The organism is Anaerofustis sp. (assembly GCF_019420015.1).
Classification (GTDB): domain Bacteria; phylum Bacillota; class Clostridia; order Eubacteriales; family Anaerofustaceae; genus Anaerofustis.
In genome coordinates this window covers 13,137-36,350 of sequence record NZ_JAHZIA010000008.1, presented here as the reverse complement: position 1 = coordinate 36,350, position 23,214 = coordinate 13,137, and the positions used below count along the sequence as shown (strand labels likewise).

Annotated in this window: 22 protein-coding genes and 2 riboswitches; of the genes, 16 read left to right on the top strand and 6 right to left on the bottom strand. The window is 33.2% G+C overall.

Going from position 1 to position 23,214, the window contains the following annotated elements; genetic code table 11:
* The first annotated feature begins 37 nt into the window (after nucleotides 1-37).
* The 3 genes from sfsA (at nucleotide 38) to QZ357_RS01535 (ending at nucleotide 3,068) form a co-directional block, all read left to right on the top strand.
* Nucleotides 38-727: a DNA/RNA nuclease SfsA gene (gene sfsA / locus QZ357_RS01545; RefSeq protein WP_290771054.1), complete on the top strand. Its 690-nt coding sequence runs from the start codon at nucleotides 38-40 to the stop codon at nucleotides 725-727.
* A gap of 103 nt (nucleotides 728-830) precedes the next feature.
* Nucleotides 831-1,454, top strand: a complete 624-nt coding sequence (gene plsY / locus QZ357_RS01540; protein ID WP_290771052.1) for a glycerol-3-phosphate 1-O-acyltransferase PlsY — start codon at nucleotides 831-833, stop codon at nucleotides 1,452-1,454.
* Nucleotides 1,455-1,484: 30 nt separating this feature from the next.
* Entirely contained in the window at nucleotides 1,485-3,068 is a 1,584-nt protein-coding gene (locus QZ357_RS01535; protein WP_290771050.1) for a hypothetical protein, read from the top strand.
* A gap of 61 nt (nucleotides 3,069-3,129) precedes the next feature.
* On the opposite strand, the gene QZ357_RS01530 is transcribed toward QZ357_RS01535, so the two are convergent.
* On the bottom strand, nucleotides 3,130-4,413 hold the full coding sequence (locus tag QZ357_RS01530; RefSeq protein WP_290771048.1) for a hypothetical protein: 1,284 nt from the start codon (nucleotides 4,411-4,413) through the stop codon (nucleotides 3,130-3,132).
* A gap of 141 nt (nucleotides 4,414-4,554) precedes the next feature.
* Nucleotides 4,555-4,647: riboswitch (THF riboswitch) on the top strand.
* A gap of 64 nt (nucleotides 4,648-4,711) precedes the next feature.
* Here QZ357_RS01530 and QZ357_RS01525 point away from each other — a divergent pair.
* The 6 genes from QZ357_RS01525 (at nucleotide 4,712) to QZ357_RS01500 (ending at nucleotide 13,669) form a co-directional block, all read left to right on the top strand.
* On the top strand, nucleotides 4,712-5,245 hold the full coding sequence (locus QZ357_RS01525; protein WP_290771046.1) for a folate family ECF transporter S component: 534 nt from the start codon (nucleotides 4,712-4,714) through the stop codon (nucleotides 5,243-5,245).
* Between the two features lie 16 nt (nucleotides 5,246-5,261).
* The gene (locus QZ357_RS01520; RefSeq protein ID WP_290771044.1) at nucleotides 5,262-6,935 is read left to right on the top strand and encodes a formate--tetrahydrofolate ligase; all 1,674 of its coding nucleotides are present in this window, start codon (nucleotides 5,262-5,264) and stop codon (nucleotides 6,933-6,935) included.
* Between the two features lie 72 nt (nucleotides 6,936-7,007).
* A complete protein-coding gene (dhaM, locus tag QZ357_RS01515) occupies nucleotides 7,008-7,385 on the top strand; it encodes a dihydroxyacetone kinase phosphoryl donor subunit DhaM (protein WP_290771042.1) in 378 nt (125 codons plus the stop codon).
* Between the two features lie 64 nt (nucleotides 7,386-7,449).
* Nucleotides 7,450-7,547, top strand: a riboswitch (SAM riboswitch).
* A 65-nt stretch (nucleotides 7,548-7,612) separates the two neighbouring features.
* Nucleotides 7,613-8,764 carry a methionine adenosyltransferase gene (metK, locus tag QZ357_RS01510; RefSeq protein ID WP_290771040.1) on the top strand — a complete coding sequence of 384 codons (1,152 nt, stop codon included), beginning with the start codon at nucleotides 7,613-7,615 and terminating at the stop codon, nucleotides 8,762-8,764.
* A 92-nt stretch (nucleotides 8,765-8,856) separates the two neighbouring features.
* Entirely contained in the window at nucleotides 8,857-9,282 is a 426-nt protein-coding gene (locus QZ357_RS01505) for an Lrp/AsnC family transcriptional regulator (protein ID WP_290771038.1), read from the top strand.
* 118 nt (nucleotides 9,283-9,400) lie between these two features.
* Nucleotides 9,401-13,669: a 2-hydroxyacyl-CoA dehydratase gene (locus QZ357_RS01500; RefSeq protein ID WP_290771036.1), complete on the top strand. Its 4,269-nt coding sequence runs from the start codon at nucleotides 9,401-9,403 to the stop codon at nucleotides 13,667-13,669.
* Between the two features lie 32 nt (nucleotides 13,670-13,701).
* Here the strand turns inward: QZ357_RS01500 and QZ357_RS01495 are convergent, their stop codons facing one another.
* The 5 genes from QZ357_RS01495 to QZ357_RS01475 all read right to left on the bottom strand — a co-directional run bounded on the left by QZ357_RS01495 (nucleotide 13,702) and on the right by QZ357_RS01475 (nucleotide 16,896).
* Nucleotides 13,702-14,346: a D-Ala-D-Ala carboxypeptidase family metallohydrolase gene (locus QZ357_RS01495; RefSeq protein ID WP_290771034.1), complete on the bottom strand. Its 645-nt coding sequence runs from the start codon at nucleotides 14,344-14,346 to the stop codon at nucleotides 13,702-13,704.
* A gap of 157 nt (nucleotides 14,347-14,503) precedes the next feature.
* Nucleotides 14,504-15,031 (bottom strand): dihydrofolate reductase family protein, encoded by a 528-nt coding sequence (locus QZ357_RS01490; RefSeq protein WP_290771032.1) that lies wholly within the window; start codon nucleotides 15,029-15,031, stop codon nucleotides 14,504-14,506.
* A 20-nt stretch (nucleotides 15,032-15,051) separates the two neighbouring features.
* Nucleotides 15,052-15,411: a DUF3788 family protein gene (locus QZ357_RS01485; RefSeq protein ID WP_290771030.1), complete on the bottom strand. Its 360-nt coding sequence runs from the start codon at nucleotides 15,409-15,411 to the stop codon at nucleotides 15,052-15,054.
* A gap of 176 nt (nucleotides 15,412-15,587) precedes the next feature.
* Entirely contained in the window at nucleotides 15,588-16,433 is an 846-nt protein-coding gene (locus QZ357_RS01480) for a DegV family protein (RefSeq protein WP_290771028.1), read from the bottom strand.
* Nucleotide 16,434: 1 nt separating this feature from the next.
* On the bottom strand, nucleotides 16,435-16,896 hold the full coding sequence (locus QZ357_RS01475) for a MarR family transcriptional regulator (RefSeq protein ID WP_290771026.1): 462 nt from the start codon (nucleotides 16,894-16,896) through the stop codon (nucleotides 16,435-16,437).
* 175 nt (nucleotides 16,897-17,071) lie between these two features.
* Here QZ357_RS01475 and QZ357_RS01470 point away from each other — a divergent pair, with 175 nt between their 5' ends.
* The 7 genes from QZ357_RS01470 (at nucleotide 17,072) to infB (ending at nucleotide 23,213) form a co-directional block, all read left to right on the top strand.
* Nucleotides 17,072-17,797: a PspC domain-containing protein gene (locus QZ357_RS01470; RefSeq protein WP_290771024.1), complete on the top strand. Its 726-nt coding sequence runs from the start codon at nucleotides 17,072-17,074 to the stop codon at nucleotides 17,795-17,797.
* Nucleotides 17,790-18,122 carry a hypothetical protein gene (locus QZ357_RS01465; protein WP_290771022.1) on the top strand — a complete coding sequence of 111 codons (333 nt, stop codon included), beginning with the start codon at nucleotides 17,790-17,792 and terminating at the stop codon, nucleotides 18,120-18,122. Before QZ357_RS01470 ends, QZ357_RS01465 begins: the two co-directional genes overlap by 8 nt.
* 92 nt (nucleotides 18,123-18,214) lie before the next feature.
* On the top strand, nucleotides 18,215-18,607 hold the full coding sequence (locus tag QZ357_RS01460) for a secondary thiamine-phosphate synthase enzyme YjbQ (RefSeq protein WP_290771020.1): 393 nt from the start codon (nucleotides 18,215-18,217) through the stop codon (nucleotides 18,605-18,607).
* A gap of 212 nt (nucleotides 18,608-18,819) precedes the next feature.
* Nucleotides 18,820-19,281: a ribosome maturation factor RimP gene (gene rimP / locus QZ357_RS01455; protein WP_290771018.1), complete on the top strand. Its 462-nt coding sequence runs from the start codon at nucleotides 18,820-18,822 to the stop codon at nucleotides 19,279-19,281.
* A gap of 19 nt (nucleotides 19,282-19,300) precedes the next feature.
* Entirely contained in the window at nucleotides 19,301-20,500 is a 1,200-nt protein-coding gene (gene nusA, locus QZ357_RS01450) for a transcription termination factor NusA (RefSeq protein ID WP_290771015.1), read from the top strand.
* Nucleotides 20,501-20,520: 20 nt separating this feature from the next.
* Nucleotides 20,521-20,796 (top strand): YlxR family protein, encoded by a 276-nt coding sequence (locus QZ357_RS01445; protein WP_290771013.1) that lies wholly within the window; start codon nucleotides 20,521-20,523, stop codon nucleotides 20,794-20,796.
* A gap of 20 nt (nucleotides 20,797-20,816) precedes the next feature.
* Nucleotides 20,817-23,213, top strand: a complete 2,397-nt coding sequence (infB, locus tag QZ357_RS01440) for a translation initiation factor IF-2 (protein WP_290771011.1) — start codon at nucleotides 20,817-20,819, stop codon at nucleotides 23,211-23,213.
* Nucleotide 23,214: the final 1 nt, after the last annotated feature.

Sequence of the window (23,214 nt, the reverse complement as noted above, 5' to 3'; positions counted from 1 at the left end):
CTTTTGATATAATAATATGTCTGATAGAGGTGATAATATGAGATATAATAATATAGTAAAAGCTGATTTTAAAAAGCGTATTAACCGATTTGTTGCTGAATGTGATATAAAAGGTGAAAATATAAAAGTACATGTGAAAAATACGGGAAGATGTAAGGAGCTTTTAAAAGAAAATGCTTTTGTGTATTTGCAAAAGTCCGATAATCCGAACAGAAAAACGGCTTATGATTTGATAAGTGTTTATAAAGGGAAAGAACTTTTTAACATGGACAGTCAAGTTCCCAATAGACTTGTAAAAGAAGCTATTGAGAATGGAAATATTAAGCTTGAGGGATTTGATGAAGATATGATAATAAAACCTGAAACAAAATACGGAAATTCCAGGCTTGATTTTTTTATACAAAATAAAAACCGAAAGGCATATGTAGAGGTAAAAGGCGTTACTCTTGAAGAGAATGGCATTGCAATGTTTCCGGATGCTCCAACCGTTCGTGGTATTAAGCATATCAGGGATCTTATAGATGCGCTAAAAGAAGGTAATGATGCTTATCTTATATTTGTTATTCAGTTTAGGGGGAGTAAATATTTTACTCCGAATCCTTCTCATAAGGATTTTATCGAAGCGTTAAAGGATGCAAAAAATAGCGGAGTTAATATATTGGCATTTGAATGTTTTGTGAGCATGGATGAGGTAAAAGTAGTACATGAAATTGAAGTTAAGCTTTAATGCATTTTACGACAAAAAATATTAAAATTTCATGTAACATACTTCTATTTGTATTTTATTATGCTATAATACAAAAGTAAATTTATATAAAACTGGAGTTTTTATGAATATTGAAATTACATTTTTAAGTATTGTTATAATTGTGGCGTCTTATTTAATAGGATGTATAAACGGAGCGTATATTTTTTCTAAAAGTGTTAAAAAAGAGGATATAAGAACGTACGGAAGCGGAAATGCCGGAGCAACCAATGCCCTCAGAACTTACGGCTTTTTTTCTGGGTTGCTTGTATTTTTGATAGATTTCTTTAAAGGTATGCTTTGTGTTCTTTTGTGGTATATTTTTCATCAAAGTGAGTTCGTTGTTCTATTGTCTGCTCTTTTTTGTGTTGCAGGACATAACTGGCCTGTTTTTATGGGATTCAGAGGCGGCAAAGGCGTATCGGCAAGTGCTGGGATTCTTGTGATGGTGGATTATAAGCTTGCACTGGCTGCTATACTCATAGGTGTGGTATTGGCTCTTTTAACGAGAATGGTTTCTGTCGGTTCTTTAAGTGCCCTCACTTTGAGTGCCGTTTTCTTTATAATATTTAAAGTTAATATTTGTTATATAATTTTGGCTTGTGTTTTATGCATTTTAAGTATTTATCAGCATAGACTTAATATAGTAAGAATAATAAACGGAAATGAAAATAAGTTGAGTTTCGGAAGTAAAAAAAAGGATAAATAATTTATAAAATATTCGATCGAGGATTTGATTATGAGAGAAAGTTCTAGGAAAAATTTAAAAATAATTTGGTTTGTTACAATCTTATTCGGTTTAATAAGCGGAGGGATACTGGTATCATTTGCGATTAGTCATGATTTTATATGGTTATTGCCAATTTGTCCTTTTTTAATTGTTTTGATGTATTATTTATCTTTGTATTTTAAGTATAAATCGTACAGTATTATATACAATAAAAAGGGATATGATACTGCTATGCTTTATATGGATCCTTTTTATATTTTGTATGAAGAACCTGATAAAAAATCTTTTGGACGGGTGCACAACAAACATTACTTTTCTTTGGGAGTATTGATTCCGAAATTTAAGCTCCCCGAAAATGATAAAGAATTTGAAACTTTAAAGAAAAATTTTACTTTTTCCACATTTGAAAGTATTGCGGGAAGTTTATTGCTTTTGGTTCTTTCATGTCTTGGTACTTATTTCCTTTTTGTATATATTTTTTCGGATATGATTTTGTTCTGCGTAGATGTTGTGCTTATATTTTTGATATTGTTTTCTTCGACTCAAATATTGTTTACAATAATTGAGGGTAATATTTGCCTGGGAATTCCGAATGATAAAATTGACAGTGGTGAAGTCGATGAGGAGGGACATCATATAATAAAGCATGTTCTTACCGAAGAGCAATATGATTATCTTCTTGCCTGTAAAATGTTAATATACGGAAGTTATAATAAAGATAACGAAAACATAAAGAAAAATTATCTTCTTAAGAAGATTTCCGATTATTTAAACAAAGATTTAACTATAGACGATATTTCAAAAGATGACATATATATAGTCGATTTTGTTTTGAAAGACTATCTTGATGCAAAATTCGGCAGGTTAAATGTAGGTTACAGTCGATATATAAATTATTTGTATGATAATTATGAGGAAATTGTTGTAAATAAGACATCTCCTTTGAAGGAAGATATAAAGGACTATTTGATTATATGCTATCATATGATATGTTATTATGTAAAAAGAAAAGATTTGAAAAAAGCGAATGAACTGCTTGATAAACTTCTTGAAGTGCAAATGGATGAAGATAAGAATAAAGATCTTGTTTACTTAAGAAATAAAAGCATGGCTTTGTTAAAAAGAGAGAATAGGGTTCTTGAAGATGTTTTAAAAGATGAGAACATTGTCTATAACGGACTTGACATCTTCAGTAAAGTTACTGAAGATTATGTACAAATTGAAAAAGACAGTGTTTATTTGACGGAAACAAAGACAAAGAGGGATAAGATACGAAAAGAAAGAGAAAAATATTTATTAGCCAAAGAAGAAGAGAATAAAGATATAAAAGAAAAAGATAATGCTTCAAAAGGGAAAGGTTTATTTAAAAAGAGAAAAAATAAATCAGATCAATCTTTGGACTCTCTTTTGGAAGAGGATAATGATAAAACCATTGAAGATGAAGCAAATAATGAGGATAATGAAATAAACAAGGAAGAAGCTTCGTGCAAAGATTTAAAAGAAGATATGGAAGAAGATGTTTTACAAGACGGAACAACAGATTCTAATGATGATATGCTCGATACAAATGAAGAAAATAAAAAAGAGGATTAATCCTCTTTTTTTATTTTTTTATAAACGATACTGTTTTAAAAATAATTATATTTATGGAATCTTAAATAAATTTTTTTCTTCCAAGTCTGTTGAAATCCCTGTAAAACTCTTTGTAGTATCGTGGCATTGATGTAGGTACTTGTACCTTTATCGGCATAAGAGATTGTCTGGATACTGCACAAAGGGCGAATATAACCTCATGTAAAGATATGTTGTCTACTTTCCCTCCTTTTAACATTTCTCTTCCTTTTATAATTAGGTCGCCTCCGAATAAAAAGCTGTCTCCGCCAATGGAATTTATTGCATGAACCATTTCTTTTGCTAGTGATATATCGTTTATATATATACTATCGGCATTTTTCAGTTTGCTTGTTCCGTCTGCAACACTTGCTATTACAGCCAGATAAGGAAGGAGATCCGGGACTTTGCTTATATCGATATTAAAAGCACTTATTTTGTTCGGTCTTGCTATAATGTCTCCGTTTTTGTTTGCTAAAATTTTAATTCCTATGACTTTTAATATGTTGAGTATTTTTTTGTTTTGCTGTTTACTTTTTAAATTTAAGTCTTTTACCATTATTTTATGACCTAAAGCACTTGCGGTTATCCATAATCCTGCAGTGGTGTAGTCATTTTCTATTTTTATATTGCAAGGTTCATAACTTGCATTTGTTATTTCAAATTCTTTGAAATTATTGTTTTTTACATCAACTTCAAAGTCTTTGAGTATTTCTATTGTGCGTTTTATATAACTTTTATCTTCTATTTCTCCTCCGAGTATAATTACTTTTGAAGTTTTGTATGCTTTTGGAAGAAGAGAAAGTATTGTTGAAAGGTATTCCTTTTTTATGTCTGAACGTATATAAAATACGGATTTTGAAATACCGCTTTGTATTTTTATGGGGTATTCGTTTTTTTCCATTTGTACTTTTGTAAATCCTTTTTTGAAAAATAAATTATAAAAAGAATTTATCGGGTTTGATATTATAACGTTTTTATATTTGTACTGGAATTTTTTCTTTGAAATAAACAATATTGGAGCAAAACTTTTAAGTAAATTTAAATTATCTTTTAGATCAATTTCTTCCGTTTCGGTATCAAAAGGGTATGAGCCCTTTACCTTAAGAGTTTTTCTTTTCCCTTTATATTCTTTAATTGTTATATTTGCCCCTAAGGCTTTCAATATATCGAGTATTTCTTTTGTTTCTTTATCTAAAAGAACGTTATTTATTGTGCTGTACTTATCTGAAAATAAGGTGCATATAAGATATCTTTTTAAATCTTCGTATACCGGTTTTGTGGTTACCTTTCCGTTCAATGTTACGTTTTCAAATGTTATTTCCATTTATTACCCCAATGTCCCATTAAGAATTTATATATCATTCTACTATTTTTAATACCAAATATCAATTTATTTAACATAAATTGCATAAATTGCCACACTGCAATAGCTGTTTGTGTTATAATTATACGGTAAAATATAATATACAGAGTAGATAAGATGCGTTAAGTGTTAAGGGATGGGAAGTTGCCTTTAAACGAAAACCTATGGTTGCGGTGTCTTGTCGCATCCGCTGTAATTTAACATTAATTTAATATGTTTAATAGCGGAGCTTTGTCTAGAATACTTAGGAGGTAAAAGTATGAATAGAGCAAGCTCTAGTTTGGTCAGCACAAAGAAATTGGTTTATGCCGGCTTATTGATTGCAATGGGGATGGTTCTCAAAATGTTTGAGATTTCCGTTACGCCGAATTTTAGGATAGGTTTTACAACTGTTCCTACAATTTTTTCGGGAATAATCCTCGGACCCGTTTATGGTTTTGCAATAGGATTCTTATCAGATTTTATTCAATTTGTAATAAAATCCGATGGAGGGGCATTTCACTTGGGATTCACTCTTACAAGTGCATTGTACGGCATGATACCCGGACTTATTGCTATGTTTTTAAAGAAAAAAAACATTGAAATAAAAGGTGGGCATATTTTCTTTATGGTGTTGGTATGTGAAGTATTGTGTTCAATGCTGTTGAATACCGCATTTTTGGTGCAGATGTATGGATATGCTACAATAGCTATGATGCCGCAAAGGCTATTTAAGGCTGTAGTAATGATTTTTATAAGCAGTGCTATTGTGTATTTGTTATATAAAAATACTAAAAATAAAATAAAGGTTTAAGGAGAGGTTTAATAATATGGGTTACAAAAGTGATATTGAAATTGCTCAGGAAGCAAAGATGGAAGACATCAGAGAAGTCGCGAAAAGAGTAGGTTTAGGTGAAGACGATATAGAGCTTTACGGTAAATACAAAGCAAAAGTAGATTATAACGTTTTAAAAAGAACAAAAAGCAAAAACGGTAAATTGATTCTTACAACCGCTATTAATCCGACTCCTGCCGGAGAGGGGAAAACCACTACCACAATAGGGGTTGCGGATGCCATAAGAAGACTTGGCTACAATACGATAATGGCGTTAAGAGAACCTTCTTTGGGCCCTGTATTCGGTATAAAAGGCGGAGCAGCCGGCGGAGGATATGCACAGGTTGTTCCAATGGAAGATATAAATCTTCACTTTACGGGAGACTTACATGCTCTTACGGCTGCAAATAATTTACTTGCGGCTATGATTGACAATCATATTCATCAAGGTAATGAGTGTAACATAGATACGAGAAGAATTGTTTGGAGAAGAGCCGTAGATATTAATGACAGGCAACTTAGGAATATAGTTTGCGGTCTTGGAGGAAAGGTAAACGGAACGCCTAGAGAAGATGGTTTTGACATTACGGTTGCAAGTGAAGTTATGGCAATCTTTTGTCTTGCGGATAATATCACTGATTTAAAAGAAAGACTCGGAAATATAGTTGTTGCATACAATATGGATGGACAGCCCGTAACTGCGAGAGATCTTAAAGCCAACGGTGCTATGGCAACTCTTTTGAAGGATGCCCTAAAGCCTAATTTGGTACAATCTCTTGAAGGAACTCCTGCATTTATTCATGGTGGACCTTTTGCAAATATCGCTCACGGTTGCAACAGTGTAATAGCGACTAAGATGGCAAAACATTTTTGTGATTATGTTGTGACGGAAGCAGGTTTTGGTGCAGATTTGGGTGCAGAAAAATTTCTTGATATAAAATGCAGGCTTGCAAACCTTAAACCTGATGCGGTTATCATAGTAGCGACGGTAAAAGCGCTTAAATATAATGGTGGAGTTGATAAAAAAGATTTAGGCAAAGAGAATCTCGATGCTTTGAAAAAAGGACTTCCAAATTTGATTAAACATGTCGACAACATCAAAAATGTATTTGGGCTTCCTTGTGTGGTTGCTATAAACAAATTCGTAAATGATACGGATGATGAAATCAACTTGATAAAAGAAGAGTGTAAAAAGCTCGGTGTAAATGTAGTTTTAAGCGAAGTTTGGGAAAAAGGCGGAGAAGGCGGAGAAGAACTTGCAAAAGAAGTTATCAAGCTTTGTGAAGAGGAAAACGATTTTAAATTCTCTTACGATTTGAATTTACCTATAAAAGACAAAATAGAAACAATCGCAAAGAGAATATACGGGGCAGACGGTGTGGACTATACTAAAAAAGCCGAAAAGGAAATAGCAAATTTCGAAAAACTCGGTTTCGGGCATATGCCTATTTGTATAGCGAAAACGCAATATTCTTTGTCTGATGATCCCGCTAAACTGGGAAGACCTGAGGGATTCAGAATTACAATAAAAGATTTGACGGTTTCTGCCGGAGCAGGGTTTATAGTTGCTCTTGCGGGGGATGTTATGAAAATGCCGGGACTTGGCAAGGAACCTGCTGCGTTTAAAATCGATGTTGACGAAAACGGTAAAATTTCAGGATTATTTTAAAAAAGAGGCTTTTGCCTCTTTTTTAGCACAAATATAAAAATAAAATATTTCTGTATAAAAAAGGAGAGGTATATGATAGGAATGGTTATAGTTTCTCACAGTGAGAAAATCGCACAAGGTGTTAAAGATTTGGCAAAACAGATGGCGAAAGATGTTCGGATAGTTGCTGCGGGAGGTTTGAGTGACGGCAGTATTGGAACTGATATGGAAAAAATAATGAACGGAATAAATGAGGCTGATGAAGGAGATGGGGTTGTTATTTTCATGGACTTGGGCAGTGCCGTTATGACAGCTGAAATGGCAGTTGATATGTGTGAAAAAGAAGTTACGATGATTGACGGACCTATAGTTGAAGGAAGTATAGCATCTGCCGTTGTGATACAAAGCGGAGGCGGTATCAATGAGATAAAAAAAGCGGTTGATGAATGCAAAACAATAAATAAATTTTAAATTTTTTATTTTCTTGCTTTTAGACATATAGTATGTTAATATGACATTATAATTAAATGAAAAGACCTTATTTAGAGAGGTGGAGTGAATAGGCACGATGAAACCCGGCAACCGACATTTGTACGGTGCCAATACCTACGGGATTTTTCCGAATGATGAGGAATTAAGTCAATCTCATAGGTCCCTATGGGAATTTTTTTATTTTAAGGTCACAAAAGGAGAGAATTATGAGTAAACATTTTTTTACATCCGAATCTGTTACTAAAGGTCATCCCGATAAAATATGTGACCAAATAAGTGACAGTGTATTGGATGCTATTCTAAAGCAGGATCCATATGCAAGAGTTGCTTGTGAGTGTGCGGTTAATACGGGACTTGTTTTGGTTATGGGTGAGATTACCACAAGCGGTTATGTTGATATTCCGAAGATTGTAAGAAAGACAATAAACGATATAGGCTATACCAGAGCCAAATATGGCTTTGACGGTAATACATGCGGTGTTATAGCTTCTATAGATGAGCAATCTGGTGATATTGCAATGGGGGTGGATAAATCTCTTGATAAAGAAGATGAAAACGGAGCCGGAGATCAGGGGATAATGTTTGGGTTTGCCTGCAACGAAACATCTGAATATATGCCTCTTCCTATTTCTCTTGCCAATAAACTAGCTTTAAGACTTACCCAGGTAAGGGAAGATGGAACACTGGATTATCTAAGACCGGACGGGAAAACGCAGGTAACGGTAGAATATGACGGAGATAAACCGATAAGAATTGATACCGTGGTTATATCGACTCAACATGATGAAAAAGTTTCATTGGATACTATAAAGAAAGATATGATTAATCATGTTGTAAATGAAGTTATAGATGAAAGTCTTCTTGATGAAAATACAAAATACTTTATAAATCCTACGGGAAGATTTGTGATAGGTGGACCACAAGGAGACAGCGGACTTACCGGAAGAAAAATTATAGTTGATACTTACGGAGGCTATGCAAGACACGGAGGCGGGGCTTTCTCGGGTAAAGATCCAACAAAGGTGGATAGAAGTGCTTCTTATATGGCAAGATATATTGCGAAGAATATAGTTGCCAGCGGTATATGCGATAAAATAGAAATAGAAGTTGCATATGCTATTGGAGTTGCAAATCCTGTGAGTATTTATGTAAATACATACGGCACGGCAAAAATCGATGATGAAAAAATAATTGAAATAATAAATGAAAATTTTGATTTAAGACCAAGCAAGATAATAGAACATCTTGATTTAAGACGTCCGATTTACAAAAATACAGCAGCGTACGGACATTTTGGCAGGGAAGAGTTTCCTTGGGAGAAACTTGATAAAGTTGACGATTTGAAAAAATATTTATAAATTTAAGTAAATGTTAAAAAACTGTTTATTATTTTAAGCAAATGTAGTAATATGGTTTTAAAGATAGCAAATATTACTACAGGAGTTTCAAAATGGATGCAATTGATAAGAAAATAATCGAGAGATTGAATGTTGACGGAAGAATTACAATGAAAAATCTTGCAAAAGAACTTGATCTCTCAGCTCCCGCAGTTGCGGAAAGAGTGAAAAGATTGGAACAAAGAGGCATTATTACAGCTTATAAAGCTATAATAGACAGAGAAAAGCTCGGACAGGGAATAACGGTGTTTATAACCATAGATATGCCTGCAAGTAAATATGATGAATTTAAGCAGTTTGCAAACAGTGCAAGCGAAATAAGTGAATTTTATTATTTGACGGGGCAATATTCTCTTATTATAAAAGCTTATGTTACGAGTACCACTCATTTGGCGGAGCTTTTGGAAGAAGCGCAAAAATTCGGAACGACTGAAACTTTTGTAGTTATGTATGCACATGTAAAGGACAGTGTTTTTTAAATAAATATGTAAAGATTTATGTATAAAAAAAGTCGAAAATTAAATGAAAATTCGGCTTTTTTTATTGCTATTTAAAAATTAAAGAACTATAATAAAGGATACTTTTGGGGAGGGTGTTATGGAAACAATTAATAAACTAGGTATTGATATAGGTTCCACCACCGTTAAGGTGGCTTTGATGGACAGTGAGAATAATCTTATTTATTCTAAATATGAAAGACATTTTGCCAATATTCAAGACACTCTTTTACATATGGTAAAGGAGGCTCTTGATAAAATCGGGAATTGTAATATACACCCAGTTATAACAGGTTCGGGTGGGTTGAGTTTATCCTCTTACCTTAATATACCTTTTGTTCAGGAAGTTATTGCGGTTTCGACGGTTTTAAGGACTTATCATAAGCAGACCGATGTTGCAATCGAAATAGGTGGAGAAGATGCAAAAATAATTTATTTCGATGGCGGTATCGAGCAGAGAATGAACGGGATTTGTGCCGGAGGTACGGGTTCTTTTATAGATCAAATGGCGTCTTTGTTAAAAACCGATGCCAATGGGCTTAATGAGCTTGCCAAAGGATATGAAAATATTTATCCGATAGCTGCCAGGTGCGGGGTTTTTGCAAAGAGTGATATTCAGCCTTTGATAAATGAAGGGGCTACAAGAGAAAATCTTGCGGCTTCGATATTTCAGGCGGTTGTAAATCAGACAATAAGTGGACTTGCTTGTGGAAAGCCAATAAGAGGTAATGTTGCATTTTTGGGCGGGCCTTTATATTTTATGAGTGAACTTAAAAATGCGTTTATAAGAACTCTTAATTTAAAAGAAGAAAATGTTATTTCTCCTCAAAATCCTCATTTGTTTGCGGCAATAGGCGCTGCGCTTAGCAATGAAGAAGATGAGTATATAACATTAAAAGAACTTGAAAAACGGTTAAGCAGTAAAATCAGACTTAACAGTGAGATAAAAAGAATGGACAGATTGTTTGAAGATGAATCAGAGTATGCTGATTTTAAAAGAAAACATGATGTACATACCGTAAAGAAAGGAAGTTTGGAAGATTATAAAGGTAATTGTTACCTTGGTATAGATGCCGGTTCCACTACTACAAAACTTGCTCTTTGCGGTGATAATGGAGAGCTCTTATATTCATTCTACAGTAACAATAACGGATCTGTGTTAGACACAACTATCAAGGCTATGAGGGATATATATTCAAAACTTCCGTCAGATGCTAATATAGTTTATTCATGTTCTACCGGTTATGGGGAAGATTTGGTTAAATCCGCATTTATGTTGGATGAAGGGGAAGTGGAAACCATAGCTCATTATTATGCAGCCTCTTTCTTTGATCCAAAGGTAGATTGTATATTGGATATAGGCGGACAGGACATGAAATGCATAAAAATAAAAAACGGTTCTGTCGATAATGTTCTTCTTAACGAAGCCTGTTCATCGGGATGTGGTTCTTTTATTGAGACTTTTGCAAAGTCTCTCGGGTATAGTGTTGAAGATTTTGCAAAAGAGGCTTTATTTGCAAAGAATCCCATAGATTTGGGTACCAGGTGCACGGTATTTATGAATTCAAACGTAAAACAGGCGCAAAAAGAAGGTGCGCCCGTAAGTGATATTTCCGCAGGTCTTGCTTATTCGGTTATAAAGAATGTTTTATATAAAATAATAAAATTAACTAATCCTAATGACTTGGGTAAACATGTTGTGGTGCAAGGCGGTACTTTCTATAATGACGCTGTACTCAGGGCTTTTGAAAATATATCGGGCCATGATGCGGTAAGACCGGATATTGCCGGTATTATGGGGGCTTTCGGTGCGGCTTTGATTGCGAAAGAAAGGTATGAAGATGGAAAAGAAACATCTATGCTTGATTTAACCGGTATAGATAATCTGACCTATACTACCATGATGACCAGATGTAAAGGCTGTACAAATAATTGTTATTTGACCATAAACAGTTTTGAAGGCGGAAAACGAAAATTTATAACGGGAAACCGATGTGAAAAAGGTGCAGGCATACATAAAGATAAACCAAAAGATATAAACTTATTCGAATATAAAAACAAAATTACCTTTGATTATGAGCCTTTATGTAAGGAAGAGGCCGTAAACGGCACAGTGGGCATTCCAAGGGTGTTGAATATGTATGAAAATTATCCGTTTTGGGCGGTATTGTTCAAAGAACTTAAATTCAGGGTAGAGCTCTCTCCTATGTCGTCGAGAAAAATATACGAATACGGAATTGAATCAATTCCGAGTGAATCGGAGTGTTACCCTGCAAAACTTTCTCATGGTCATGTTACTTATCTTATAAGAAAAGGAATTAAAACAATTTTTTATCCTTGTATTCCTTACGAAAGAGATGAAACCCCTGATGCGGGGAATCATTATAATTGTCCTATAGTTACTTCATATGCAGAAAATATTAAAAATAATGTAGAGGAAGTAGAAAGCGAAAATGTTAAATTTCTAAATCCTTTCTTTGCTTTTACTAACAAACATACAATAAAAGAAGGCATAATCCGAGAATTTGCAAAAGGCGGAGAAACAGGATTTGATTTGGACAAAAATGATGTTGCCAAGGCTGTTGACAAAGCATGGGATGAGCTTTTGAGGGTAAGAAACAAAATAGCTAAAAAAGGTGAAGAAGTCGTTAAGTATCTTGATGAAACGGGAAAAAGAGGTATCGTTCTTGCGGGCAGACCATATCATATAGATCCCGAAGTAAATCATGGAATAGACAAGATGATAAATTCTTACGGTATAGCCGTTCTTACAGAAGACAGTGTATCACATCTTGCCGAAGTCGACAGACCTATTATTGTGATGGATCAGTGGATGTATCATTCAAGACTTTACAAAGCAGCGAGCTTTGTAAAAACCAAAGATAATATAGATTTGGTGCAACTTAATTCATTCGGTTGCGGGTTGGATGCCGTTACGGTTGACGGAGTAAAGGATATACTTTCTTCCGGAGGAAAAATACATACAGTTCTTAAAATTGATGAAGTAAACAATTTGGGCGCTGCAAGAATAAGGATTCGTTCTCTTCTTGCGACTCTTAAAATAAGAGACAGGAAAAAAACAAAGAGGAAAGTTAAGGGTTCCGATTATCACAGGATTGAATTTACCAAAGATATGAAGAAGGATTATACAATACTTTCTCCGCAAATGTCTCCGATACATTTTTCTTTATTTGAAGCTGCATTAAATGCATGCGGATATAAATACGAAGCATTAAAAGACGACAGTAAAAATGCGGTCGATATAGGGTTGAAATATGTAAATAATGATGCGTGTTATCCTTCTTTGATTGTTGTCGGACAGATAATGGAAGCTTTAAATTCGGGTAAATACGATACTGATAAATTGGCAATTATGATAACTCAAACCGGAGGCGGCTGCAGAGCTACAAATTATATAGGATTTATAAGAAGAGCTCTTGAAAATGCAGGTATGGGGCACATACCCGTAATATCGCTTAATGCTAACGGTATAGAAACAAACAAAGGGTTTAAAATAACACCGAAACTTTTAAACAGAGGACTTCAGGCCGTTGTATACGGTGATTTATTTATGAGAGTTTTATACAGAATGAGACCTTATGAAGTTGTAAAGGGTTCGGCAGATATGCTGCATAAAAAATGGGAAGCGAAATGTATAAGAGATTTGTCTGCTCCCAAAGTATCAAAAAAAGTATTTAATGAAAATATAAGAAATATTATAAGAGAATTTGATGAGCTTCCGATAACAAATGAAGTTAAACCAAGAGTAGGTATTGTAGGTGAAATTTTAGTTAAATTTTTACCGGGTGCTAATAATCATTTGGTTGATTTGCTGGAAGAAGAAGGGGCAGAGGCTGTAATGCCGGATTTGCTCGATTTCTTGCTTTATTGTTTTTATAACAGCAACTTTAAAAGTGAAAAGCTCGGTATGAAAAAGATGAGTGCCAAAGTAGCCAATCTAGGTATTAGCTTTATTGAAACATACAGAAAAGTATATAAAGAAGAGTGTGAGCGAAGTGTTCATTTTCATTCGCCTGACAGAATAAATAAGCTTGCTTATTATGCAAGTGATGTTGTGTCTATTGGGAATCAGACGGGGGAAGGGTGGTTCCTTACGGGAGAAATACTCGAACTTATTAAATCTGGTGTAAACAATATTGTTTGTACTCAGCCTTTCGGGTGTCTTCCGAATCATGTTGTGGGTAAAGGTGTTATTAAAAAGATAAGGAAGATGTATCCTTTATCTAATATTGTTGCCATAGACTATGACCCCGGAGCAAGTGAGGTAAACCAGTTAAACAGAATAAAACTTATGCTTTCTCAGGCTAATATGAATCTTAAAGCCGCGGAGGAAACTGAAGGTATTTAATATAAAAAGAACATCATTTAAGATGTTCTTTTTTATTTGTAAAGTTTTTTCCATGTTGCCTTTCCTATAATTCCGTCTGCAGTCAGATTTGATTTTTTCTGGAAATTTTTGGTTGCATTATATGTTGCCGTTCCGAAAATTCCGTCAGAAGCTATTTTGTATCCTTTTTTAATGAGTCTGTTTTGTGCTTTTTTTACGTAATTTCCTCTGCTTCCTCTGGATATGATTGGGTAGTATGCAGGATTTCCTCCGAAAGTTTTTACGGAGCGATATGAATTTGAATAGTAATAATAAAACTTATTTCCTCTACTGTCTATATGAACAAAATTTGCGTTTGGGTAGCATCCTATTCCTTTGATTCCTATCGATTCCGCATATTTTGCTATTGTTTTTACGTTTATTCCCTGTATGAAAATATCAAAGGCCCTTCCCTTTGTATGATAGCTTTCACTTGCTCCACCTATTTTTTTGTTATAAGAAACAGTTCTGTATCCTGAATTTATGTGTATGGATTTATTAAAATGAAGCCTTATTTTTTCAAGCTTTTTTGCATGGTCTATATCTATATATATTTTATCTGTTCCGTCGTGACAGGCAAATTCTCTTATTTTAAAATGAGGTGCTCCCGGTACCGACTTGTTTCCGTCTTTTGATTTTGAATATATTTTTACATTCATTGTTTTTCCTCCGTTTCGGGAATATTATTTCTCTTTATAATATGTAAATATCCGTTTGCTTGTGAAGATAAGATATTTTATTAATTATTGATTTTTTTGTTTATCGGTTATTTTAATTTAATAAAAAAACAGCCTGAATTTTATCGGCTGTTTTGTGTTATCTTGGAATATATATTAAATCTGTAATACCGTTATAAGTTTTTGTACCTATGAGTTTTAGTTTTAATTCTCTATTTTTTTGGAATAAAGGAATACCCTCCCCCAAAATTGTTGGAATAACTGAGATATAATACTCGTCAATTAAGTTATCTTTAATAAGTTGATTGACTGTATTTGCCCCTCCGCAAATCCAAATATTTTTACCTTGTTTCTTTTTCAGTGTTTTTACTATCTCAGAAGGTTTTTTATCTGTAAATATAATGTTGTTTGTTGATTTTTTTTCTCTATGGGTAACAACGTAGCAGGTCTGCTGCTCATATATCCAATTATCTTTTGACAGTTTTGTTATGATTTGATGATAAGTATTCCATCCCATAATGATAGTATCCGTATTTTTTATAAAATCATTATAACTGTCAAGATTTGATTCTTTTTCTTCTTGCCCCTCAAGCCAGTCAACGTCACCGTTTTTGTCGGCGATGTATCCATCTATGCTCATTGATATAAATAAAACTGTTTTTCTCATTTTCCCTCTAAGTTTATATTTTATTTATTGTATGCTTTTTTCTTGAAATTTGCATATTTTATTTTTAAAATCGCTTTTATATCTTCATATATTTTATTATTCTCCGTTATGTTTATCGTAAGCCATTTTTGTCCGTTTCCTTCTTTTGTTTCGCTGTATATTTTTTGAATTTCACAATCAAAATCAGGTAACTCAATGTTAAAATCTTCTTTTTCTTTTTGTCCTATAACTATCATAACCGTAAAATAATTTTCTTTCGGATATACTACACATAATGATTTATTGTTTTTTCTGAATTTAACGTTCCATCCAAACTCAAAAGTGCACTTGCTGAATTCATATGTGGGTTCTATATTGTAGATTTTTTTATATATTCGCAAAAATCATTCCATATCGGATTATCTATATACTTTCTTATATCTTCTTTTGAAGGAAAGTGTTCTTGATTATTTCTCTCAAACATTTCTATACTTCCTTTTGATAGATTTTAGATACAGAGTTAATAAAATGGATTTATTTAACAATACTGTTTCTTATTTGTTATCAGAAGAATTTTTTATATTGTTTCTTTTTTTATGTATGCTATTCCTATAGCTCCCGGACCGGAATAGGTTCCTACCGTAGGACCTATTGAAATCGTTTCGCTTTCTTGTATATCCAAATGGCTGAACATAAAATCTTTAAAATTCTCTATTGCTTTATGAGCATGGGCGTGTCCGAAAGCCACAGGATATGAAAAATCAATATCGTCTTTTATATTTTCAAGTATAAATTTGTAGGAAAGTTTTTTCCCTCTGACTTTACCAGCTTGTACGATTTCGCCGTCTACAACCTGTAAAATCGGATTTATATTGAGCATTCCACCGACAACTGCTGTTGTTTTTGATATTCTTCCTCCGTACATTAAATACTTTAAAGTATTTACGCACACAAGTAATCTTATGTTTTTTATCATATGTTCGAGTTTTATTGCGATTTCGCTGGCAGTTTTTCCCTCATCTCTCATTTTTACGGCTTCGTTTATAAGTAAATATGTTCCGAAGCTGGCAATTTTTGAGTCTACAATGTGTATATGATCTTTTGAAACTTCTTCTTTTGCAATATGGGCGGATTGAAGGGTTCCACTTAATTTTGAAGAAATTAAGATAGCCACTATTTCATCGCCTTTATCGATATATTTTTTAAAAACATCTTTGAACTTATTGGGGTTTGGCTGTGATGTTGTCGGAAGGCTATCCCCGCATAGCATTAGTTTTTCATAGAATTCTTCATTCTTTATGGTTACACCATCAAGGAATTCTTCATTTCCGAATCTTACGCTTAAGGGAATGACTTCCACATCAAATTTTTTTATTAGATCTTCGTTTAAATCACAAGTGCTGTCTACAATAATTTTTACCATTTTATTTACCTGCTTTCTTTTTGCTTTTAAAGAACTTTTCAAGTTCCACAACCGCTTCTATTAAAATATCCCGTTTTCCTTGAGGAAAGAAGTTGAGCATTTCTTTAACCATGTTTTCATGGAATTTTGTATGGTTTTCTTCCACTTCTTTTCCAAGGTTTGTAGAGTAAATATTTATCACTCTTTTATCTTCGTGATCCCTTTGTCTTTTAAGATATCCTTTTTTTTCTAAAGCATTTACTCCGGTCGTTAAAGTTCCGGGGGTAATGTTTAGGCTTTTTGCAATATTTGAAGAAGTGTTTGTATTTGATTTTTCGTTCTTTACAACAGCTTCTATCACATGCATTTCTCTGATTGAAAGATTTTGGAATTTTCCTTTTTTTAAAGCGTTTTCTTCAACTTTCAAAATTTCATTGAATATTTCTACTAAAAATTCGTTTAAAATTTGTTCTTGTTTGTTCATTATATTATTTCCTTTTGAACTTCAAATTAATTAGATTATATATTGTTTCTGTGATAAAATCAACTTAAGGAAATTTTTTGGAAAAATCTTTTTAATCCGTTTTTAATGTTAGATTAATTGCAAATTTATATTGTATATATATTATGATTTTAAAGTATATAATTCGGAGGATATTATGAGTGAAAAGAAACTTTATAAAAGCAGAGATGATAAATATATAGGCGGGGTGTGCGGAGGTATAGGTGAATATTTTGAGATAGATTCCACTATTATAAGGCTTGCTGCGATTTTATTGTCTTTTGCAACCAGCGGAGTTTTGGTTTTTATATATATTTTGCTTTGTTTTTTGATTCCTTATGAACCCATTATTTCATATACAATGAATGATAAGTACGGATACAATAAGAATGCATATTCTTCTTATGACATGAACAGCATGAATATTAACAATGAAAAAGGAGAAAGCAGAAAGCAGAAGAATTTAGGGGTTTTCCTTATTATTATAGGTGCTATATTGTTTTTAGGAAAAATTCTTCCTGATTTTTTATCCAGATTTATAGTTCCTATCGGTCTTCTTGTTGCGGGAATCCTTTTGATTGTTTCTGCTGCTCCTATTTCTTCTGATAAAAATAAAAATATGGCTGATGATGAAAAGCAGGGAGAAGAGGATTTAAAAGAAAATACAGTAAAAGAAGACTGCACGGAAACTTCCTTAAATGAAGAAGATGTCAATGTTGATTTAAAAGACAATGAAGTTGTAACAACTGGAGATGATGATATTGATGTTGCAATTGAAGAAGAAATTTCTTCAGAGGAAAAGAGGAAAGGGAGTGGAGAATACGGTGAGTTTACCGTTGACGAGATAATAAAGATGAGAGAAGAAGGTAATAAAGATGAATAAGCAATTAAAAATTATATTAGGAGCTTTTTTAATACTGATTGGTGTCGGATATATTTTGGACTTGCTCAATATTTATATACTCTCTTTTGATGGGTTTTTCAGAACAATAAAGTTTATTTGGCCTTTATTTTTGGTTGTAATCGGATTATTTATATTAACAACCAGTAAAAAAATAAGGGTTTGTGTCATAAGTATATTTTTGGCATTGCTTTTTGCGGGTACATTTTATTTTACATCATTATCTCATAATAATATTTTTGACAATCATTACGATTTTGATTTTAACGAAGAGTATGACGGTTTTTCGAATTTTTCCGATAATTAAAATTGAGACCTATAAATACAGGTCTTTTAATATGTATATAAAATGATAAATTTATATGTATTTACTTAAATTAATATGATAAGGAGATATTTATGTTTTTTGAATTTGATATAAGAACTGACAGTGAAAATTTTCATAACATTACAGGCTGTGTAAAAGAAGCGGTTAAGAAGAGCGGAGTAAAAAATGGGATATGTATTGTTTATTCTCCTCATACAACAGGGGGAATAACGATAAATGAAGCAGCAGATCCGGATGTTGTAGATGATATGATCTATGCTTTTGATAAAATATTTCCGGACATGGAAGAGTTTAAACATTATGAGGGTAACAGCAGTGCCCATATAAAAACAAGTCTCGTCGGAAACAGCGAAACCGTTATTGTAGAAGATGGCAATCTTTTGCTTGGTACTTGGCAGGGTATATATTTTACTGAATTTGATGGACCAAGGCGTAGAAAATTTTATGTTAAAGTATTGGGATAGTCATATATTTGTGTTTTATTAATCGGATTTGAATTGTTTTGTATTTTTATTATTTATTTTTTTATTATTTATTTTCTAGTTATAGAAGTTTTGAGATAAAATATGGTATTTTTATTGCATTTTTATTACATTGGGTGTATAATATAGCATGCTAGATGAGTGGGCTTATGTCCACTCATTGTTTTATATTGATAGAATTAGGAGGGCTTTTTTTGAAAGTTACCGATAGAGTAGAGGCCTTAAGCGAGGATATTTTAAGGCAGAACGAATGTGAACTTGTGGATATTGAGTTTAAAAAAGAAGGAAATAACAAGGTTTTAAGACTTTATATTGAGAGAATCGAAGGTAAAGTGAATCTTGACGATATAAGCAATGTAACGAGACTTCTTTCAAAATTGTTGGACGAAGAGGATTTTATCGAAGAGGAATATATTTTGGAAGTTTCTTCTCCCGGAGTTAACAGAGTTATAAAGAAGGAAAAAGACTTTGTGAAATTTACAGGAAGCAAGGTTGACGTTGCATTATTTAAGCCGATTGACAAAAGAAAGAAATTTACGGGTATTTTGGAAGGCTATAAGGACAATAACATTCATGTTTTGGTTGAAGGCGAACATTTGGTTATTCCTCATGATGCCGTAAGTAAAGTGAATTTGAGTTTTGATTTTAAATTTTAAGTAAGGAGTTTTTGTAAAAATGGCAAGAAAGAAAAAAACGGTAGTCGATAATTCTTTAAAAGATTTCATAGAAGCATTAGATGAGATTAATAAATCAAAGGGTATTGATAAAGAAGAAATTATAGTTGCGGTTGAACAGGCATTGGTTGCGGCATATAAAAAAGATACCAGAACCAATGTTGATTTGGTTGTTAATATAAACAGAGTATCAGGAGCGATAGATGCATTTTATTCAAAGGAAATTGTGGAAGAGGTTGAAGATGAAGATAAGGAAATTTCTCTTCATGAAGCCTTGGTTTTGGATAAAAATGCTATTCTTGGGGGAAATGTAGTAACGCATATAGATCCAAAAGGATTTGGAAGAATTGCGACACAAAATGCAAAACAACTGATTATTCAGAAGCTTAAAGAGTCTGAAAGAAATATAATCAGTGATACATTTATGAAAAAGAAAGATGAAATGGTTACAGGGGTAATTCAAAGAGAAGAATATAAAGACATCAAGAAGATGATACACGGAGAACCTGTTATAGAGCAAAACAGAATTATCCATATCGATTTGGGTAAGGCAGAAGGTATAATGAATAGTCAAAATCAAGTTAAAGCCGAACATTATCATCCGGGTATGAGACTTAAAGTGTATGTTTCTGATGTAATAATTACTCCTAGAGGACCTCAGATTATTTTATCTAGGACTCATCCGGGACTTGTTAGAAGATTATTCGAAGAAGAGGTTGCGGAAATAGCGGACGGTATAGTCGAAATAAAATCAATTTCAAGAGAGGCCGGAAGCAGAAGCAAGCTTGCCGTTTATACTTCAGACGAACAAATTGATCCTGTAGGTACATGTATAGGTCCAAAAGGGTTTAGAATCCAAAATGTTTTAAATGAAATAGGAGATGAAAAAATCGATGTAATCAAATGGAGTGAAGATCCTGTTGAATACATCAAAAATGCTCTTGCGCCTGCTGAGGTTTTAAAAGTAGATATACTTCAAACTGAAGAAGCTGACGGTAAAAATGTAGCGATGGTTGTTGTTGATGATACACAGCTGTCTCTTGCTATAGGTAAAGACGGTCAAAATGTAAGGCTTGCGGCAAGACTTACCGGATGGAAAATCGACATAAAAAGCAAAAGTCAGTTCGATATGAGCAATGATGCGGACGAGCAGTTAAATCAAGATGCAGAGATCGTATCTTCTGATTTAATTGAAGAATAGTCATATAAAGGGGTGGCAATATGAAAAATACACCGCTTAGAACATGCATTGTATGTAAAAATAAATTTCCTAAAAAAGATTTGATAAGAATAGTAAGAGATAAAGAGAACAGTCAAGTTCTTTTTGATAAGACAGGAAAAATGAACGGAAGAGGTGCTTATGTATGCACCGATAAAAGTTGCATTGATAAATTGGATAATGTAAAAATTATATCTTATGCACTTAATGTTAATACGACAAAAGAGAATATGTCGGATGTAAAAGAAGAGATAAAACATTATATAGAAAATAAATAAAGGGGAGGGTTCAAAACTATATGAGAGTTTATGATATGGCCAAAGAATATGGCTTCCCAAGCAAAGAGTTTGCTGAGATAATGAAAGGTATGGGCATACCTGTTAAAAATCATATGAGTGCCGTTACTGCTCAGCAGGAAAAGTATTTCAGAAACAATTTTAATAAAGAAGATTACTTAAACAGTAAAAAAGAAGTTAAAACGGAAGTTAAAAAAGAAGAAAAGGCGGCATCAAAGCCGGCAGAGAAAGTTAAGAATACAAACAACAAACAAGTTAAAAAGAAAAAAGAGACAATAAAACCGGTATTTGTAAAAGAGGAAAAGGAAGAACCTGAAGTTGTTGTTATTTATAATGAAGATAAAAAGACAAATAAAAATAAACCCAATAAGGGAAATAAGCATTATAATTACGATGCTGTGGAAGACAGTAACGATAATCATATAAAAGGTGAAAAGTTCAAAAAGAAAAAAACTGACAATAAAAATCATAAATCTGAAAGACCACAAAATGCTAACAAAAAGAATAAAAATAAAAAGGACAATAAAAAAGAAGTTGTTCCTAAGTTTATAGATAATTCAAAAAAATCAAAGGGTTCAAAATCAAGATATAAGAAAAAAAATAAGTTGGAAAGAGAAGAAAGACAACTTGAAAATTCTGTTGTAAGTGAAATTACCATTCCTGAAGGAATAACAGTCGGAGAACTTGCTTCAAAGATAAATAAAGCTTCTACCGAGGTTATTAAAGTTCTTATGGGTTATGGAGTAATGGCAAATTTAAATCAGTCTATTGATTTTGATACTGCATCTATAGTATGTGAGGAGTTCAACATAACATGTGTTTTGGAAGATGAAAATAAGGCTATAGACGATTTATTTGATTCTCATTACAAAAATGAAGACGAATTGGTTAAGAGACCTCCTATAATTACTGTTATGGGACATGTTGACCATGGTAAAACATCGCTTCTTGATGCAATAAGAGATACAAATGTAATTGCCGGAGAAGCAGGTGGAATTACGCAGCATATAGGGGCATATACGATAAATATTAATAACGAAAAAATTACATTTATAGATACTCCTGGACATGAAGCCTTTACGGCAATGCGTTCAAGAGGTGCTTCTGTTACGGATATTGCGGTTTTGGTTGTAGCGGCAGATGATGGGGTAATGCCTCAGACAGTTGAAGCCATAAACCATGCAAAAGATGCAAAGGTGCCTATAATTGTTGCAATAAACAAAATAGATAAACCCGGGGCAAACCCTGACAGAGTAATGCAGGAGTTGACGGAATACGGGCTTGTAAGTGAAGACTGGGGTGGTGACACTATATGTGTTAAAATCTCGGCAAAACAAAGACAAGGTATTGAAGATTTACTTGAAATGATACTTTTGGTTGCCGAAGTTGAAGACTTAAAAGCTCATCCAAGTAAAAAAGCAGTTGGTACCGTTATTGAAGCGAGACTTGATAAACAAAAGGGTACTGTTGCAACATTACTTGTAAAATCCGGTGTTCTTAACGACGGTGATACTGTTGTATGTAATGATGTATATGGTAAAGTAAGAGCCATGATGGACGATAAGGGCAATAAAATCAAAACTGCAGGACCTTCAACTGCAATTGAGATTTTAGGGTTTAGTGAAGTTCCCGCTGCCGGAGAAAAATTCTTTGTTGCAGAGAATGAAAGAGAAGGCAGAAAATATGCCGAAAGACGAAAAGCAGTAATGAAAGAAAATGCTCTTAGAAAGAGCGGTCCGGTAAGTCTTGATGATTTATTCAATCAAATAAGCGAAGGAGAACTTAAAGAGCTTAAATTAATTGTTAAAGCCGATGTTAGAGGTTCGCTGGAAGCTTTAACTCAGTCTCTTGAAAAATTGAATGAAAATGAAGACGGTGTGAAAGTCAGTGTTATTCATGGCGGAGTAGGCGCTATAACCGAAAGTGACGTTACATTGGCAGCTGCTTCAAATGCTCTTATAATAGCATTTAATGTAAGACCGGAAGCTAATGCAAAAGCCGCAGCTGTAAAAGAAGAAGTGGAAATAAGAAGTTACAATGTAATCTATCATGTTATGGAAGAGATAGAAAAAGCTCTTAAAGGACTTCTTGATCCTGAATTTAAAGAGGTTGTTGTTGGTACTGCGGAAGTAAGGGAAACATTTAAAGTTCCTAATGTAGGTTTGGTTGCGGGATCTTATGTAACCGAAGGTACTATAAACAGAAATGATCAAATCAGAGTTATCAGAGACGGTGTGGTTATTTTTGAAAGTGAAATAGCATCGTTAAAAAGATTTAAAGACGACGCAAAAGAAGTTCAGGCTGGATATGAATGTGGTATCGGAGTTGAGAACTTTAATGATATAAAAGTAGGGGATACTTTCGAAACATTTAAAATGGAAGAGATTGAAAGAGAGTAAT

Bases quoted from the DNA above. Each gene is read 5' to 3' on its own strand.
- sfsA (WP_290771054.1), top strand. From the start codon at position 38: ATGAGATATAATAATATAGTAAAAGCTGATTTTAAAAAGCGTATTAAC.
- plsY (WP_290771052.1), top strand. From the start codon at position 831: ATGAATATTGAAATTACATTTTTAAGTATTGTTATAATTGTGGCGTCT.
- QZ357_RS01535 (WP_290771050.1), top strand. From the start codon at position 1,485: ATGAGAGAAAGTTCTAGGAAAAATTTAAAAATAATTTGGTTTGTTACA.
- QZ357_RS01530 (WP_290771048.1), bottom strand. From the start codon at position 4,413: ATGGAAATAACATTTGAAAACGTAACATTGAACGGAAAGGTAACCACA.
- QZ357_RS01525 (WP_290771046.1), top strand. From the start codon at position 4,712: ATGAATAGAGCAAGCTCTAGTTTGGTCAGCACAAAGAAATTGGTTTAT.
- QZ357_RS01520 (WP_290771044.1), top strand. From the start codon at position 5,262: ATGGGTTACAAAAGTGATATTGAAATTGCTCAGGAAGCAAAGATGGAA.
- dhaM (WP_290771042.1), top strand. From the start codon at position 7,008: ATGATAGGAATGGTTATAGTTTCTCACAGTGAGAAAATCGCACAAGGT.
- metK (WP_290771040.1), top strand. From the start codon at position 7,613: ATGAGTAAACATTTTTTTACATCCGAATCTGTTACTAAAGGTCATCCC.
- QZ357_RS01505 (WP_290771038.1), top strand. From the start codon at position 8,857: ATGGATGCAATTGATAAGAAAATAATCGAGAGATTGAATGTTGACGGA.
- QZ357_RS01500 (WP_290771036.1), top strand. From the start codon at position 9,401: ATGGAAACAATTAATAAACTAGGTATTGATATAGGTTCCACCACCGTT.
- QZ357_RS01495 (WP_290771034.1), bottom strand. From the start codon at position 14,346: ATGAATGTAAAAATATATTCAAAATCAAAAGACGGAAACAAGTCGGTA.
- QZ357_RS01490 (WP_290771032.1), bottom strand. From the start codon at position 15,031: ATGAGAAAAACAGTTTTATTTATATCAATGAGCATAGATGGATACATC.
- QZ357_RS01480 (WP_290771028.1), bottom strand. From the start codon at position 16,433: ATGGTAAAAATTATTGTAGACAGCACTTGTGATTTAAACGAAGATCTA.
- QZ357_RS01475 (WP_290771026.1), bottom strand. From the start codon at position 16,896: ATGAACAAACAAGAACAAATTTTAAACGAATTTTTAGTAGAAATATTC.
- QZ357_RS01470 (WP_290771024.1), top strand. From the start codon at position 17,072: ATGAGTGAAAAGAAACTTTATAAAAGCAGAGATGATAAATATATAGGC.
- QZ357_RS01465 (WP_290771022.1), top strand. From the start codon at position 17,790: ATGAATAAGCAATTAAAAATTATATTAGGAGCTTTTTTAATACTGATT.
- QZ357_RS01460 (WP_290771020.1), top strand. From the start codon at position 18,215: ATGTTTTTTGAATTTGATATAAGAACTGACAGTGAAAATTTTCATAAC.
- nusA (WP_290771015.1), top strand. From the start codon at position 19,301: ATGGCAAGAAAGAAAAAAACGGTAGTCGATAATTCTTTAAAAGATTTC.
- QZ357_RS01445 (WP_290771013.1), top strand. From the start codon at position 20,521: ATGAAAAATACACCGCTTAGAACATGCATTGTATGTAAAAATAAATTT.
- infB (WP_290771011.1), top strand. From the start codon at position 20,817: ATGAGAGTTTATGATATGGCCAAAGAATATGGCTTCCCAAGCAAAGAG.